Source organism: Bartonella sp. AP88XZML (assembly GCF_042195565.1).
Lineage (GTDB): Bacteria > Pseudomonadota > Alphaproteobacteria > Rhizobiales > Rhizobiaceae > Bartonella.
In genome coordinates, this window is sequence record NZ_JBHIOQ010000029.1 from 38,497 (window position 1) to 55,529 (window position 17,033).

A 17,033-nucleotide genomic window follows, 5' to 3' on the forward strand; every position below is an offset into this window, starting at 1 on the left:
GAAGTTCAAAATTAAGTGCGTTTTTGAATACGTACATCTGTAAAGTGCGTAAGATGTATTGGTTTATCAAGCTAATTTAGCGTTATTCATATTGACGTCCTCCCCGAATATCGTCAAATTTTCTTATTTCAGACCTGTTTCATATTGAATCAATAAAATTTACTTGCTTGCATGTCATAAGCGGGGGTGGCGTGTGAATAAAATTATTAAAGAAAGAATTAAAAAGTACCTTTTATGAACCGTTTCAAGTGCCAAGGGTTGTTGTAGGAGGCTGGTAAATATAATGATGGTGCTGACTTGCTCCTTCATAAGCAAAAAAGGATAGATCCTGAAATTTAAATCTAAAGCTTCTAAGCGTTTCTATCCCTCCTTAATTTTTGTCTGTAGAAAAAATTGGTTATTTCATTTTTTAAAATTTTTCTTTTACAGATTAATAAATGATCGCTAGAGATACAAAAGTCTCCATTAGAAAACATTTTTATGAATAGGGAAGGTTATTTAAATCTGAAAGAATTGGGAAGTGCTACGGAAATGGCTTTTTTCATAACAGTAGGTAGTGCTTCTTCGGCAAGATGTTGAATGTTACACCACCAACCATTTTCATAATTCATTTCATGAACATTCTCAGTATAGTAAACATCGAGTTTTAGAGAAAAGTGAGTAAAAACATGCGTAATTTGTCCTTTGAATTGCCAATTGGCAGTAAAGGGTGCATTTTGGAGCCCATTTTCGTTGTTTATGCCAATATTGTTAGGAATTTGGGTCATTCCACCAAGGAGCTTTTGCGTCTGTCGTTTTTCCAAATAAATTTGTTTCTTTTTATTAAGGACCACAAAAGCAATACCTGTTTTTGAAGGGCGTTCTTTTTTAGGGGCTTTAACTGGAAAAGACTCCGTTTGTTGCATCTTTTCTGCTTTGCATAAACATTGAAGAGGGCAGGTATAACAAGATGGTTTGCGTGGAGTACAAATTGTTGCTCCCAAATCCATCATTGCTTGAGCAAAGTCACCAGGACGATTTAAAGCAGTAATTTTTTGTGTTTTTTCTTTAATTTCAACTTTTGCTTTTTGCAATATTGAAGTGATAGCAAAAAGTCGCGCTACCACACGTTCGACATTACCATCAACCACTGCTACAGGGTGGTTAAAAGCAATCGCAGCAATGGCTGCGGCAGTATAATCTCCAATACCGGCTAGAGTTCGCAATTCTTTTACAGATTGTGGAAATTGTCCCGCGTAGTTTTCAACAAGCTGTCGCGCACATTTTTTAAGATTACGTGCGCGTGAATAATAACCAAGTCCAGCCCATGCTTTCATGATATCATCTTGTGAGGCTTTTGCTAAAGAGGAAAGATCAGGCCATAGTTTTAGAAACTTTTTAAAATAAGGCTTAACTGTTTCAACGGTTGTTTGTTGAAGCATGATTTCAGAAAGCCAAACTTGATAAGGATCAGGACGGATACCTTGTTTTTGCTTTTCTGGGGTAATCCGCCACGGAAGATGTCTGTGATTTTGATCGTACCAAGCAAGGAGGTGCGAAGAAATTTCATACATGATTGCTTTCAAGCATAGGGAGATATAAAATGCAAAAGAAAAAATTATTTATTTTGTTGATATTTCATAAATTGAGGAGGCAACAATTTTTAGATGAAACAAATGATTTTAATTTAGTAAGCGGTTGAACAATGATCTAAAAATGAGAAAACAACTTAAAAAACGTATCTTTTATTCTCTTTCTGAGACGGTATACAAAATACTTGATCCAGTTTTACGCAAACGGACAGGGCTTAATGTAGCGCTTATAGAACATTGGCCACAAATTGCGGGCTATGATATCAGTGAACATACAATGCCGCTTAAAATTATTTGGAAACGTCGTGCAGATCAAGATGAAGTTTTTCAGCCAGCAACACTTGTTGTCGCATGTGAAGGATTTGCTGCGTTAAAATTGATGCATGAAACAGAGGAATTACTTCATAGAATTAACGGATTTTTTGGCTATATTGCTATTGATCGCATCAAGATTGAGCAAAGGAGTATGTCGGTTTTTATGAATCACTTGCCTCTAAAACCGCCTTTGAGTGAACAAGACAAAAAATGCGTGGAAAAAATGCTTGAAGGAATTGAAGATAAAAGTTTGCACCAAGCACTTTATCAACTTGGCTGTTGCATTTTTTTGGAAAAAAATAATAAATAGAAAGATATTTTATATATTTTTCTTTAATATATGAGAAAGCATTGGATTCCTATTCGTTAATAACAACAGAAAAGTATTATTTATGGTAAAATATCGTTCTTTTTTATCTTTCGGGATAATTTTTCTCTTCATAACGATTGTACAAAACAGTGTAACAGTTGCTTTAGCGCGTGATCCCAAATCAGTGGCAACTGTTGATATGGCAGAGCTTCTTCAATCGGGTAAAGTAAAGGATCGCTTTGAGGGAGAGGCGGATGCACCAGTCGTCATTGTTGAGTATGCTTCGTTGACATGTACCCATTGTGCGCATTTTTATAATGATATACTTCCCCAAATTCGTAAAAAATATATCAAAACAGGAAAAGTAAAACTTATTTTCCGAGAATATGCTTTTGATCCTCGGGCAACAGCAGGTTTTATGTTGGCACGGTGTGCACCGGAAGATCGCTATTTTCCTTTGATAGAAGTTTTATTTCAAAAACAAAATGAATGGGCTTTCGGAAAAAATGCTCTAACACCATTGAAGAAAATTGGCTTAATGGCTGGTTTTACAGATGAAAGTTTTACTGCGTGTTTGAAAAATCAGTCCATTTTAGATGAAGTAAATGCATCTTTTGAACGCGGTAAAGAGCTTGGTGTCACAGCAACACCTACTTTCTTTATTAATGGTAGTAAATATGAAGGTGCCATGAAAGTAGAAGAATTTTTTTCGGTGATTGATAGTTTTCTAAAAAACTGAATCTTAATCTTCCAGAAGATGGATAGTGATTTTTGGTCATTATCTCTTTTGGAAGGATTAATATTATGCATTTATGAAGCGATATCGTTGAGCCAATTTTGAATCAAATCATTGCTTTTAAGTGAGCCTGGGTTGAATGATGTTTTGAAGCTGATATGGGAGGATTTGTACAGTGAAAAAATGGGTTTATAGTTTTGGAGATGGAAAGGCAGAAGGAAGTGCAAGTGAGCGTAACCTTCTCGGAGGTAAAGGGGCTAATTTGGCAGAAATGAGTAATCTTGGTTTGCCCGTACCACCCGGATTTACGCTGACAACAGAAGTTTGTAATTTTTATTATGCCCATGACAAATCATATCCAGAAGAGCTACAGGAATCTGTTAAGCAAGCACTAAGATACGTTGCTGAACAAACAGGACGTGAATTTGGGAATGAACAAAGACCACTTTTGCTGTCTGTTCGTTCAGGGGCTAGGGCTTCTATGCCAGGGATGATGGATACAGTGCTGAACCTTGGCATGAATGATAAAACTGTAAAAGCAATTGCTTTACAAGCCAATAATGAACGTTTTGCTTATGATAGTTATCGGCGTTTTATCCAAATGTATTCTAACGTTGTTTTGGGGCTAGACCATTCGTATTTTGAAGAGATTCTTGATGAAGTAAAAGCATGCAATGGTTACACTATTGATACAGAAATGACAGCAGATGATTGGAAGAATGTTATTATTTCTTATAAAGCCTATGTTGAAGAAAAATTAGGAACCCCTTTTCCACAAGATCCTGAACAACAGTTATGGGGGGCGATTGGAGCCGTTTTTTCAAGTTGGATGACAGCACGTGCAGTTACTTATCGCCGTTTACATAGCATTCCTGAAAGTTGGGGAACGGCAGTTAATGTGCAAGCTATGGTTTTTGGTAACATGGGAGAAGATTCGGCAACGGGCGTTGCTTTTACACGCAATCCATCGACAGGGAAAAAAGAACTTTATGGTGAGTTTTTAGTTAATGCGCAAGGGGAAGATGTTGTGGCGGGCATTCGAACGCCTCAAAATATTACAGAAAATGCGCGTATTGTTTCTGGTTCAAATAGACCGTCGTTAGAAAAAATTATGCCTGAGGCTTTTTTGAAATTATGTCAGATTGCGCAGAATCTTGAGCAGCATTATCGGGATATGCAAGATCTCGAATTTACCATTGAAAAAGGTAAATTATGGATGCTTCAGACTCGTTCAGGAAAACGCACGGCTCGTGCGGCTCTCAAGATGGCAATTGAAATGGTTGAGGAGGGGTTAATAAACCGTGAAGAGGCTGTGATGCGTATTGATGCAAAGTCGCTTGACCAACTTTTGCATCCAACACTTGATCCCAAAGCAGAACGTTTTGTTATAGGACGTGGTTTACCTGCTTCTCCTGGAGCCGCAACTGGTGAAATTGTTTTTACTTCAGAAGAGGCAGAAACTGTGTCGGCGGAAGGTCGCAAAGTTATTTTGGTCCGGGTAGAAACAAGCCCAGAAGATATTCATGGTATGCATGCTGCAGAAGGAATTTTAACAACGCGTGGCGGTATGACAAGTCACGCTGCTGTTGTTGCGCGGGGGATGGGAAAACCATGTATTTCTGGTGCTGGCAGTGTGCGGATTGATTATAACACAAATACGTTGTTTGCCTCAGGAGAAAGCCTAAAAAAAGGTGATGTTATCACAATTGATGGTGGAAGTGGAGAAATTTTCAAAGGGAAAGTTGCAATGTTGCAGCCTCAGCTTTGCGGAGACTTTGCAAAATTAATGGAATGGGCTGATGGGATGCGACGTATAAGAGTTCGCGCTAATGCTGATACACCATCTGATGCCCGTATGGGACGCTCTTTTGGGGCTGAAGGTATAGGTCTTTGCCGTACGGAGCATATGTTTTTTTCTGATGAACGTATCGTTGCCATGCGTGAAATGATTTTAAGTCATGATGAAAGTGGTCGTCGTAAAGCACTAGATAAGCTTTTGCCAATGCAGCGTTCAGATTTTAGTGAATTATTTGAAATTATGTGTGGTTTACCTGTTACTATCCGCTTGCTAGATCCACCATTACATGAATTTTTGCCTAAAACGAAAGCAGAAATTCTTGATGTTGCAACAGCTATGGGGGTTTCTGCTGAAGTGCTTGCTGAACGCACTCAGCAGTTGCACGAATTTAATCCTATGCTTGGATTACGAGGATGCCGTTTAGCTATTACTTATCCTGAAATTGCAGAAATGCAAGCGCGGGCGATTTTTGAAGCAGCAGCAGAAGCTGCCCAAAAATCTGGATCTCCTGTTATGCTTGAAATTATGGTGCCACTGGTTGCGCTTAAATCTGAACTCGATTTTGTGAAAGCGCGTATTGATCAGGTTGCTGAGGAAGTGATGAAAGAAAAGGGAAGCACTATTCAATATATGGTTGGGACGATGATTGAACTTCCAAGAGCGGCGCTTCGAGCAGATGAAATTGCTGAAACTGCTGAATTTTTTTCATTTGGAACAAACGATTTGACACAAACTACTTTTGGGATTTCCCGTGATGATGCAGCTCCTTTTTTGGCAACCTATTTTCAAAAAGGTCTTTTAGAGCAAGATCCTTTTGTGTCTATTGATCGTGATGGAGTAGGGGAACTTATTACCATTGCTGCACAGCGTGGACGCTCAAAGTGTGCAAAAATAAAATTGGGAATTTGCGGTGAACATGGAGGCGATCCTGCCTCTATTGCTTTATGCGAAGAAAATAACCTAGATTATGTTTCGTGTTCTCCTTTTCGAGTGCCAATTGCTCGTTTAGCAGCAGCTCAGGCCGCAATAGCAAAAAGGATGTAATGGGTTAATATTTTTTGTTGTATCGTTATTACTGAAATAAATTTTTATATATTCTTTTATTTTCTTTAATAAAGGGAATAAAAATGCTTCTAAAATGCACGATAAGTTGTGTTACGCGAGAAAGTGTTTTTTTTAGAGGTTTATGAGAGAAAATATAAAGCAGGATAGACAAAGATGTATTATTAATACTACTTTCTATTGGCGAACCTCTTGATAGAGAGAAACGTGTTATTGTGCAGTCAATTTATGCGTTTGCTTTTTTATAGGGGAATGAGCTCCTCACGCAAAATAGAATGCTCCAAACAAATGCATTTTTTTTTGCACATCATGCTGTTTGAGATAGACATTTCTCAGTGGATGCTCCATTTCACATTGATATTCGTGGAATGGGGATTATGTAAAACTCCCCGTAAGTTTATAAAAATCTTCCCAAAATTTATAAACTCCATTATGCACTCCCATCTTTACATTTATAAAGGAATATCAAAGTTACACAATCTATTGATTTATAAAGATAATTTTTTATTTCTCATATTGAATGAAAGCTGTAAATATCATAAGATCTTCTTATTTCGACTTCTTTTATAATGAATCAATCAAAACCATGTTTTTTGTATGTTACAGGCCGGATGAGCGTCTGTGGATAAAAAAATAAAGCAAGGATATGCCTCTTATGAATCATCTCAAGTGAGAGCTATCACAAATTGAAGGTAGGTACAGTGTGTAATGGTGCCGGCTTGCTTCTTCATAAGCGTAAAGATGATGTGCGCTGTCGCGCAGTTGTTGTGGGGGGGGGGGCTGCTATTATTATTCACGGGCGTTGTTGCGAAGTGGTTTTGGGTGCTTTAGAGATGTTTTTTAAGAAAGCCCGTGAATGGCAATCCAAGTATATTCCGTTTGGGACATTTTGTTTTAGGTGAGGGGGAGTGAGACTAAAAAGACATGTGATAAATAAGAGCATGAGGCAATAGGTAATCTCCGTTATTTTAAAGATATTGCTTTAGATGTATTTGAAAGGCGTAAAGCTGAATTAAAAGGAAATGGCAAAGATGAAAACTGGTTTTTACCTTAAATTTTCATATTCTTCCCAAATTAGGCTGTTTTCCTGTTTTAAGAGATTATACAAACAGAGATGCGCAATATTCTTGCTTCCATTTGGCATACAAAAGCTATAACAGCTGAGAGAAGTACTAAACTGTCTTAACATTTGTTTCAAACATACTGCTGCGTTAGGTTTGGATGTTGATTTATAGGCAATACTAAACGCACACGCTCTCTTAAGAAGACAATGTCATAAAACACATAACTTTCCAGCAGTAGATTAGAGAGAAGTGCCGGTTTTTTATCAGACACTTTGCAAAACAACAACCATAACACAACTAGCTTTATGTCTACTTATCCTTACAGGTGTTTGCACAAATTCTTTGCATCATATTTATAAAGATCAAATTGACGATAATATATGGACAATTCGTGGTTCGATAATATGAAAGGTTTACGTGATACTACAAAAATTTCGTGTCCTTTTATCATCAGAGGCAATAAAAATGCTAGAACAAGCGCGTTTGCTATTTTGCAATATTCTTTTTTCTGCAATCGGTTGTGGTTTTTTTGAAGCAAATTATACGGCTCAATATGTAATGTGTAAGAAAACCATTCTGATTGATTGAATATAAGAGGGCTTGAGATGAAGGAATGTTTGAGGGGAGCATTAAACAAACGAAAGATGAATTATCATTATAAATTAAGAGATTATTATGATTAGCTTCAATTTAATAAACCAATTTCACGCATTTTCATTAAAATTGTGTGATTAATTTTACCTGTTACAGGAAGATCAAATATTTTTTGAAACTGTTTTAAGGCTTCTATCGTCTTTTGATCTTCTATTCCTGTGACAATAACCTCCTCATTCCCAAAAATATGTAAAGCTTTTTGCACTTGTATAATATCTTCAACAGAAGGCTCTAAAATAGCTTCTTTTAAGTGTGTCATATTTTTTGTATTGTTTGTTTCTATTTCGCTTTGCTTAATTAATATCGCGATTTCATCTGCTGCGGGATTAGATAGAACATTCTTTTGCATTCTCTGAGCAGTTTGCTGTTTCCATAAAGTGATGGCTCGGCGTGTTTTAGGTCCTTCCAGTCCATCTAATGGACCATCATAAAATCCTAATTTTGCTAGTTCTTTTTGCTTTTCCAGCATGCTTGCTGATTGAGAGGGTAAAGGTGAATTTGTGTGGTTATGACTTTGAGAATGTACAGAAGCTACACGGGAGAGTTCTTGTGATTTTTCTTCTTTTTCCGATAAATTAGAGCTCTTACCTATACTTTGAACAGAGGAAAATTTCATTTGAGTTAAAATATTTTGATGCGTTGTCATTTGCGAAAATAAAGCATTAAATGAAATAAATAAAAAACTAATGCTAAAAAGAAGAAATCCAACAAAAAATAAAGTATTTTTTCGTGTATAGAAATAAAGAGTTTTTGCACTCCAAAAAATAAAATGAAAAGTTATAAGAAGAAGTGTTATAACAATACTACTGTAGTATTTACGGTGTTTTACAGTTTTTTTTCGGTATGTCTTTCGTTTTGTTGCCATTACTTTTATTTTCAGTTGCGTTTATTTTTTACAAAGAAACAAATATAAATTAGGAAACGAATATGAATCAGTTCTTACTTCCAGCCAGAGAGAAGTGCATTGACATTATTGATTTTTCCTTTCAAACTCCTAGAATGAGCAGCTTCATTATATCAATTTATAAGTTGATAAATCAACAAGAGTTCTTACCAACTTTTATTCATTTCATTTTTTTACAAATCTTTAATGTGTATAAAGAGAGTACCAAATGATTAGCATTCAAGATCATTTTGGTGTTTGCAAACTGCATTATCACATATAATTATCTAAACAATAATGCCACGTTATTCTTCATTTTGTGGCATATGTTTGCCTATTATTTAAAATAAAATTGAAAATATTTGCCTATAACGCTAAAAAGATGACAATCGTTATCTATTCTTTATAATTTACATATAGATGGTTACTGATCCATAAACGGTTTGGTAAGAATAATTATCTCTTAATATTATTATATTTTGGTATAAATTCCTTCTATTAAATAATTTTCATAAGTATCAATTAAATTGATGTTTACAATGTTATAGAAAAAAAACTGGCTTGAGATGTAATCATAAGAGATGCAGTTATTTTTTTGATGTTTTTATCGACATGTTGACCATTTTCATAACATTCCAGTAAAAATTTTATAGATAATATAAATATTTTATCGACACTAGAGTCAGAATAACAGAATTTTACTCTTTTTAGCCTTTTCAACTAAGCTAATATGGTGGACTATTATTTAAAATAATTATGTACACAACATGATTATCTCTCTCATTTTTTATCATAGTATGTTCATTAACATGACCAGCTTGTAAGTGTATAATTTTGATGTTAATTTTTTACTGAATAGACAATGTATCCCATTTTATACAGCGGAATTGTGCCATATTTATAAAAAAGCCAATGATATAGATCCAATACATGAATACTCAATTTTATAAAAAGCACATTTTATAAATTGTTTATAAAGCAACAGTGTATAAAATGTTTCTTTTATTGTATTTACCACTGCGGTACATTGATTATCCATGATACGTTTTTTAATCAAATTATCATTTTTTTTATTTTTTATTTTTGTCATTATTTCATTTTTTGTAGCAGATCCAAGCAGTAACCATTCTTCTAGCCCCCAAAATAATGAGACAACAACGAGCGATGTGATTATTGCTTTTAAGGAAGCCTTAAATGACTTAGGCGCATTTTGTGACCGTAATATAAAAACCTGCAAAGTAGGAAAATCCTTTTTAAGTTCACTTGGCGAGCGCGCATATTACGGTGCAAGAGCTGCTTATGAATATTTAGGGAACATATTAGGAAACAAAAATGATATCAGAGACTTCCCCTAATGTTTCTTACAAAATCGAAATACAAGAGTTCTTACAAAACCATGCAATGTTATCTTGAAATAAGGATTTTTAACGTTCTTCGTGTTATTTATGTTAGGAAGAATAAATATTTATTTTTTATAAGTGTATTCAAGAATGATTATTCAAACGAAACAGGACTAAAATAATGGCGGAAACAATCGGTAATATTATAGAAAACTTTTCGCTTTTGGATAATTGGGAAGATCGTTATCGTTATGTCATCGAGCTTGGCTATGAATTGCCACCTTTTCCAGAAAGCGCTCGAAACGATGCTCACAAAGTTCCTGGTTGTGTTAGCCAAGTGTGGCTTTTATCTTCACGTAATAACTCAAAAGATCCAATATTGACGTTTCAAGGTGATTCCGATGCTCATATTGTGCGTGGACTCATTTACATACTTCTTGCTTTTTATTCAGGCAAAAAAGCTTCTGAAATTCGCAATTCTGATGCTCAAGAGCTCTTTGAAAAACTTGGTTTAAATGAAAATCTTACACCACAACGATCAAATGGTCTGAAATCAATGATTAAACGGATTCGTAACGAAAGCTATATGTAATCCCCTTGGTAGAAATTGCTATATATACAAAAGCTTCACACAAAACATGTATACTAAAATCAACTTTATACATGAAACCATTTTTTCGCAAAATAAGATTATTTAGTTTTTTTCCGTTTGCTTTTGCGTCCAAGCCCCATTTCTTTGGCCAAAGCCGATCGTGTTTTTGCATAATTAGGCGCCACCATAGGATAAGAACTATCTAACTGCCATTTTTCACGATATTCCTCTGGCAACATTCCATAATGTGTCATGAGATGACGCTTTAGAGATTTAAACTTCTTTCCATCTTCAAGGCAAATGAGATAATCAGGAAATACTGAACGCTTCGGATTAACGGCAGGCCTTTGTTTTTCAACTTCGACTTCTGTTAACTCTAGATTCCCTGCTTTACGAAAAGCAGCATGGACATCAGCAATTAAACTTGGCACTTCAGTCGGTCGAATAGAATTATTACTCACGTAGGCAGCAACAATATCAGCAACCAATGTAATAACTAAATTGCTTTCAGTCTCTAAGACTGCACGATGTTCCATTCTTGTTTCCTTTAATTTAAAATTGAGTAATTCAAAATCGAGATATAGTGCATATACTCATGATATAAAGATCTCATGCACATGAGCTTCATATTGTACAAAAATCTTTTTTGTCAATTCAATTATTCTATAAAATTGCCAAAACACAAAAAAATCAAATAAATACCCATTTTTTGTCATAATATACAATAAGAAAAACGAAATTATTACATGCTAAAATATATTTTTATCCTATAACATATCATACATAATATATAATACATCACAAATATAAAAAAATATATGATAAAATTTATTTATTTTTTTTGAGAACGTAAAAATAAAATTACTAATTATAAAAATATAATATATAAATTATTATATTTTTTTTGAATACTTATAGTTTAGTAAGTTTATGTTTAATAAGTTTTAAATTCATTTTTATTGTTTATATTTATAAAATTTAATAATAAAAAACATGATATATTATAAATATGACATAATAGTATTATTTATAATATAAAATTATTCATTAAAAGGAGATAGGACATTTTTATTTTTTATACAGTAATAATAATATTTTAGATATATTTATTCCTCTCTGTAAAATTATGCGATTATACTGTTTCAAAAAAAATCAATTCTTTTTCTAATAGTTTAATTGTTTTACCAGTCACTTTCATTATAAAAGTGGTGTTATATCCCTAGAAAACAATAGCTGTGATATGTAATGAACAGAAAGGTATTAGTTTTAAAAATTATCATGGTGCTATTTTTGCAAGTGAATAGAACTTATAGACTTTTACACTTGCATCAATCACTGTGATTCTAACATATAAACGAAGCTATTAACATATTTTAATATAGGATTGTGTATGACTCGCACTTTTGCAATTCCTCCCAAAGCATCTAGAATCACTCATAAGGAAATATATCATGGTATTTTTCGTGATGATCCCTATCATTGGCTACGTGCGTCTAACTGGCAAGATGTTTTTAAAGATCCTAACTGTCTTGATCCCAATATTCGACATTATCTTGAAAAAGAAAATGCTTATCAATCAGCTCAAATGGCTGATACAAAACCATTACGAGATTTGCTTTTTACCGAAATGAAAAACAGGATCCAAGAGAATGATAGTTCTGTTCCTATAAAACATGGTCCTTTTGCTTACGGATTCTCTTATGTTACCGGAGGCCAACAACCACATTATTTTCAGACACCAAGGAATGGCGGAGAAAAAAACGTGTACCTTAATGGTGATGTCTTGGCAGAAGGCAAAGAATATTTCAAATTTGGTTCAGTTCAAGAATCTCCTGACCATACACATGTGGTATGGACCTATGATGACAAAGGATCAGAATTCTATACAGCTAAAATTCGTAATTTTGAGACATTGTCTGACTGTACGGACACAATTACTGATACATCTGGTCAAATTGTATGGGATGCTAGGTCTGAAGGTTTTTTTTATACTAAGATGGATAAAAACCACCGACCTTCAGAGCTCTATTATCACCAATTAAACACAGATCAATCACAAGATAAGCTTATTTTTCGTGAAGACAATCCAGGTTTTTTCTTAGATGTAAGCGGTTCTAAGCTTAATGATGTTATTTATATTAATATTCATGATCATGAAACATCCGAGATCTGGTTAATTCCTGCTGAGGCGCCTTTTACTGTTCCCCAATGTGTACGGAAACGACAAAAAGGTATTGAATATTCACTTACAGAGGGTGGTGATGTCTTTTATATTCTGACCAATTTAGATAATGCAAAAGATTTCAAAATTATGGTAGCGCCATATACATCTCCACAATCAGAAAATTGGTCTGAGTTTGTCCCACATCAGCTTGGGTGCCTAATATTATCCCATGATGCTTATCAAGATTTTCTTGTCTGGATCGAACGTTTTGAGGGGCTTCCACGTATAAAAGTGATGGAACGTACCACTAAACAAGTGAATTCCATTGCTTTTACTGAAGAGGCTTATTCTTTAAGTTTGCAAGGAGTTGCAGAATATAACAGTCCAACTATTCGTTTTTCCTATTCATCTATGACAACACCTGATCAAGTGTTTGATTATGAGATGAAAAATTGTAAACGAATGCTTTTAAAAACGCAAATAATTCCCTCTGGGCATAATAAAGATGCATATGTAACACGACGGATTACAGCAATAGCAGACGATGGTGAGAAGATTCCTATTTCACTTTTTTACCACAAAAACACTCTCCTTGATGGTGGTGCGCCTTGTCTGCTTTACGGTTATGGTGCTTATGGGATCTCTATTCCTGCCAGTTTCAATAGTAATGTACTTTCTCTAGTAAACAGAGGTTTTATTTACGCGATTGCTCATATTCGCGGAGGAAAAGAAAAGGGAGTAGAGTGGTATGAGAAAGGAAAGCATCTCTTTAAGCACAATACATTTACAGATTTTATTGCTTGTGGGCGTTACCTTGTAAACAATAAATTCACTTCTCACGACCGGCTGATTGCTCATGGTGGTTCAGCAGGGGGGATGTTGATGGGAGCCATTGCCAATATAGCTCCCCAGGATTTTGCTGGGATCGTAGCGAATGTGCCTTTTGTTGATGTCTTAGCGACAATGTTAGATGCTTCATTGCCACTCACACCTCCAGAATGGGCCGAATGGGGGAATCCTCTTGAATCAGAAGAAGATTATAAGCTTATTGCTTCCTATTCCCCTTACGATAATGTCAAAGCTCAAAACTATCCCCCTATACTTGTGATGGCAGGATTAACAGATCCTCGTGTAACTTACTGGGAGCCTGCAAAATGGGTGGCAAAATTACGAGACCTAAAAACAGACGATAATGCAGTTTTATTACGTATTAATATGGATTCAGGGCACGCTGGTGCAGCTGGACGTTTTTCAAAGCTAGAAGAAGTTGCCTATATCTATGCATATATTCTAAAGATAGCAGGAAAAGACTTTTGCTAATCCATAATACTTCTGTATGAAAGTCTCCGATAATTTATTGGATTATAGAGACTTTCATACACTAAAAAGTTATCTAGATAGTTTAAAATTCACATTCTTCATAAAGTTCCAAAACATAGTCCCAATTAATTAAATGGTCTACAAAGGATTCGAGGTACTTCGGTCGAGCATTGCGATAATCAATGTAATAGGAATGTTCCCACACATCGACACCCAAAATAGGGCGAGCATTGTGCACTAAGGGATTTTCACCATTAGGCGTTTTCATAATTTCAAGCTTGCCATCTTTAACAGCAACCCACGTCCATCCAGAACCAAATTGGGCACTAGCAGCAGCAATAAAATCAGCGCGGAATTTGTCGTAACCACCTAGATCAGCGTCAATAGCTTTTGCTAACTTTTCAGGAAGTCTTTGGCCACCACCATTTTTTTTCATCCAAAGCCAAAAGTGGTTATGATTGTAATACTGCGCTGCATTATTAAACAAACCAATATTTTTTCCAAAACTTTTTTTAACAATATCTTCAAGGCTTTCATTTTCTAAGCCTAACTCTTTCACAAAATTATTGGTGTTGGTAAGATAAGCAAGGTGATGCTTATCATGATGATATTCAAGCGTTTCGCGTGACATATAAGGCGAAAGGGCATCGTAATCATAAGGCAACGGGGGCAATTCAAAAGCCATTTAAAAATCTCCTCGATTCTAATTGTTAAGCTTATTTCATAAGTCTAATTTGCCATTTACCGCATTTAAAAGCAAATGTTGAATACCTAGTTTGTATGAAATAGTTTTAATGTTTCTCTTTTTGTAAAAGAAGCTTTTAGGAAATGTATATTCATCAATCAAAAAGGGTATTGGTCTACATAAAGATTGCTTCTGAAGATTTTTTTACATCTATGAGTGGGTAATAAATATCATTATCTTTTGAATAAAAAGTAAATGGAAATAGTTATTATTCCTTGTTTTTGTATCTCTATTTTTTCAAATACCATATAAAATGTTTTTAATTTTTGCAAAACTCTTCCAGTTTATTGGTGTATCATAATGTTTTCAACAGAATATTAAGTGTTATTTTTTAGGAAATATTTTTCAATGTGCTTGATTTTATTTTATGGTGCTACCCATGAATAATATAATGTAAAAATTAGTGGACATTACCATCTTTATGCTTAATGCAAGAATAAGCAAACGCAAAGCCAGTTGTGTCATTGTTGTTGTTTTGCAGAGTGACTGATAAAAGGCAGGAACATCTTTCCAGTCCATTGCTGGTAAATTTTGTGCTTTATGGCGTTGTTTCCCTAAGAGAGCCCGTGCTTTTATCGTTGCTTGTAAATCAACATCCAGCCCCAAAGCAGCAGCATGTTTGAGACAAATATTAAGACGATTTATTGCTTTCTCTGCGGTTGCAGCTTTTGCATGCCAGATGGGAGCAAGAACATTGCGTATCTCTGTTTGTGTAATTTCTGAAATAGGAATACAGCCTAATTTGGGGAGAATATAAAGTTGTAAAGGTAGAAACCAATTCCCAGCCTTGCCATCTCCTTTTAATTCAGCTTTACGACTTTCAAAAGCATCTAAGGCAATGTCTTTTAGGTAATGGAGATTACTTATTGCCTCACGCTTTTGTTTCTCACGTTCTTTAATGGGATCACGCCCCTCATGCAAAACAGAACGCCATTGATTTGCTAATTCACGGGCTTTTTTTTAAGAAACATGTCTTAATGCACCCAAGCCCATTTCGCGGCGCCGACCATGAATGGTATAACGATAAAGCCATTGAGCACCACCATCTTTACGCTTATGAAGAAGCAAGCCGGCACCATCATTATATTTGCCAGCCCCAATGTTGCGACAGCCCTTGCATTAAGACGATTCATAAGAACCATTTTTACTCCTTTCTTGTACAATTTTTACCCACACACTAGCCCCGCTTTTGACGTGCAAGCAAGTGATATTAATTGATTCAATCTGAGAGGGTTTGTGATGAGAAAATCTTACTATATTCGGAGTTATGATTCAAGTTGAAAAAGGATGATTTATTATTATAAATCAATGTGTCGCCAGAGCACAGCAGCACTATTATACACTTACCGATTGCCAATGTGGTGACAGCTTTTTTCTTAAATTGAGCAAGATGGGATTTTAATATATCAAGAAAAGTAAATCATATGCAAATTTATTAGATACATGAGTAAACTGCAAGATTTTCATTTTCTGTTCCTAGAAAATCAATACAAAGAGCAAAATAATTGATGGATAAATGGTTTTTTCTTATGTTAAAATCACAACTGTATATCAGTTTCTGCTACGAATTTGTATCGATGGCAATGCCATACAAAACTCAGAAATTTTATGATAAAAAAGTAAAGTCTTTGATTTTCAGATATTGCGTCCAATCACAGGAATCGCTATAAAGTGCAAGAGTTGCTATAAAGCGTGTTTTTTTGGGGTATAGCCAAGCGGTAAGGCACCGGTTTTTGGTACCGGCATTCCCTGGTTCGAATCCAGGTACCCCAGCCAATATTAGTGAAATTAGTTAATCAAAGTTCAGCTTGAGAGTGAATTAGCCCCCTTAACCATCTATTGCTATTCATAGAAAGTCTGGTAAGTTGAAAAACACCTATTTGTAGCGGGGCAGCTCTAAATAATGGTAAAGTTTTCTTTTAATATAGCTATCGCTTAAAGAACTCTTTTAAAAGCTTATTTTTTATAAGAGGGGAATAAATGATTTATGCGCACTTGCTTTAGAAAAACTATTTGGCTGGATTTTGCGCTCTATAGCAACACCAGCGTGCAATTTTTCGTATTCCACCATCTTCATTACGTCGTACAGCATAACAATAACGCTGATCAGGAAATATATTTCGTTGCATATCGCGTACAATATGAGCAGTATGGCCATAGGGTGCTACACAATCAATAAACCATACGTATTTTCCATTCTGCCAATTGACATCGGGTAAAAATTCTCCCTTTTTAAGCATAGATTGATGATTTTTCTCATCTAAAAAAGCCCAAGTGATAAAGGCACAAAATTCTCCACGTTCATTTTTATAGAGTTTATATTGCCCAGTCTGTAAGGCGGGTCCTATGTTGCGTTCGATATCCCAAATTCGCCAGCGGCGGTATAAGGGAGATGTAAGCATTAAAACCATCATAGCTCCTAACGCTGTAAGAGGGTCTATGAATGATGATGAAGGATTTTTATGCACACACATTAATC

Annotated in this window: 11 protein-coding genes, 1 tRNA gene and 2 pseudogenes; 8 read left to right on the forward strand and 6 right to left on the reverse strand. The window is 35.1% G+C overall.

Going from position 1 to position 17,033, the window contains the following annotated elements; translation table 11 throughout:
• Positions 1-494: 494 nt before the first annotated feature.
• A complete protein-coding gene (gene mutY / locus ACFIK2_RS02280) occupies positions 495-1,553 on the reverse strand; it encodes an A/G-specific adenine glycosylase (protein ID WP_375634248.1) in 1,059 nt (352 codons plus the stop codon).
• 142 nt (positions 1,554-1,695) lie between these two features.
• Here mutY and ACFIK2_RS02285 point away from each other — a divergent pair, with 142 nt between their 5' ends.
• The 4 genes from ACFIK2_RS02285 (at position 1,696) to ACFIK2_RS02300 (ending at position 6,694) form a co-directional block, all read left to right on the forward strand.
• A complete protein-coding gene (locus ACFIK2_RS02285) occupies positions 1,696-2,196 on the forward strand; it encodes a DUF721 domain-containing protein (protein WP_375631604.1) in 501 nt (166 codons plus the stop codon).
• 82 nt (positions 2,197-2,278) lie between these two features.
• Entirely contained in the window at positions 2,279-2,935 is a 657-nt protein-coding gene (locus tag ACFIK2_RS02290) for a DsbA family protein (RefSeq protein WP_375611143.1), read from the forward strand.
• Positions 2,936-3,107: 172 nt separating this feature from the next.
• On the forward strand, positions 3,108-5,774 hold the full coding sequence (gene ppdK / locus ACFIK2_RS02295; RefSeq protein WP_375634250.1) for a pyruvate, phosphate dikinase: 2,667 nt from the start codon (positions 3,108-3,110) through the stop codon (positions 5,772-5,774).
• Positions 5,775-6,493: 719 nt separating this feature from the next.
• Entirely contained in the window at positions 6,494-6,694 is a 201-nt protein-coding gene (locus tag ACFIK2_RS02300) for a hypothetical protein (RefSeq protein ID WP_375676860.1), read from the forward strand.
• Between the two features lie 847 nt (positions 6,695-7,541).
• On the opposite strand, the gene ACFIK2_RS02305 is transcribed toward ACFIK2_RS02300, so the two are convergent.
• The gene (locus ACFIK2_RS02305) at positions 7,542-8,375 is read right to left on the reverse strand and encodes a peptidoglycan-binding protein (RefSeq protein ID WP_375634277.1); all 834 of its coding nucleotides are present in this window, start codon (positions 8,373-8,375) and stop codon (positions 7,542-7,544) included.
• 1,055 nt (positions 8,376-9,430) lie between these two features.
• Between ACFIK2_RS02305 and ACFIK2_RS02310 the strand changes: the two are divergent.
• Both ACFIK2_RS02310 and ACFIK2_RS02315 read left to right on the forward strand, forming a co-directional pair.
• Positions 9,431-9,806, forward strand: a pseudogene (locus ACFIK2_RS02310) (DUF5330 domain-containing protein).
• A 108-nt stretch (positions 9,807-9,914) separates the two neighbouring features.
• A complete protein-coding gene (locus tag ACFIK2_RS02315; RefSeq protein WP_375611146.1) occupies positions 9,915-10,325 on the forward strand; it encodes a SufE family protein in 411 nt (136 codons plus the stop codon).
• A 98-nt stretch (positions 10,326-10,423) separates the two neighbouring features.
• On the opposite strand, the gene ACFIK2_RS02320 is transcribed toward ACFIK2_RS02315, so the two are convergent.
• The gene (locus tag ACFIK2_RS02320) at positions 10,424-10,861 is read right to left on the reverse strand and encodes a MucR family transcriptional regulator (RefSeq protein ID WP_012754848.1); all 438 of its coding nucleotides are present in this window, start codon (positions 10,859-10,861) and stop codon (positions 10,424-10,426) included.
• Between the two features lie 854 nt (positions 10,862-11,715).
• Here ACFIK2_RS02320 and ACFIK2_RS02325 point away from each other — a divergent pair.
• Entirely contained in the window at positions 11,716-13,809 is a 2,094-nt protein-coding gene (locus ACFIK2_RS02325; RefSeq protein WP_375634276.1) for a S9 family peptidase, read from the forward strand.
• An 82-nt stretch (positions 13,810-13,891) separates the two neighbouring features.
• Here the strand turns inward: ACFIK2_RS02325 and ACFIK2_RS02330 are convergent, their stop codons facing one another.
• Positions 13,892-14,494, reverse strand: a complete 603-nt coding sequence (locus ACFIK2_RS02330; protein ID WP_375634275.1) for a superoxide dismutase — start codon at positions 14,492-14,494, stop codon at positions 13,892-13,894.
• 492 nt (positions 14,495-14,986) lie between these two features.
• Positions 14,987-15,696 (reverse strand): annotated as a pseudogene (locus ACFIK2_RS02335) (tyrosine-type recombinase/integrase); the annotation flags it as partial.
• A gap of 559 nt (positions 15,697-16,255) precedes the next feature.
• Between ACFIK2_RS02335 and ACFIK2_RS02340 the strand changes: the two are divergent.
• Positions 16,256-16,330, forward strand: a tRNA-Gln gene (locus ACFIK2_RS02340).
• A gap of 233 nt (positions 16,331-16,563) precedes the next feature.
• Here the strand turns inward: ACFIK2_RS02340 and ACFIK2_RS02345 are convergent.
• Positions 16,564-17,028 (reverse strand): toxin-activating lysine-acyltransferase, encoded by a 465-nt coding sequence (locus ACFIK2_RS02345; protein ID WP_375636201.1) that lies wholly within the window; start codon positions 17,026-17,028, stop codon positions 16,564-16,566.
• Between the last annotated feature and the right edge of the window lie 5 nt (positions 17,029-17,033).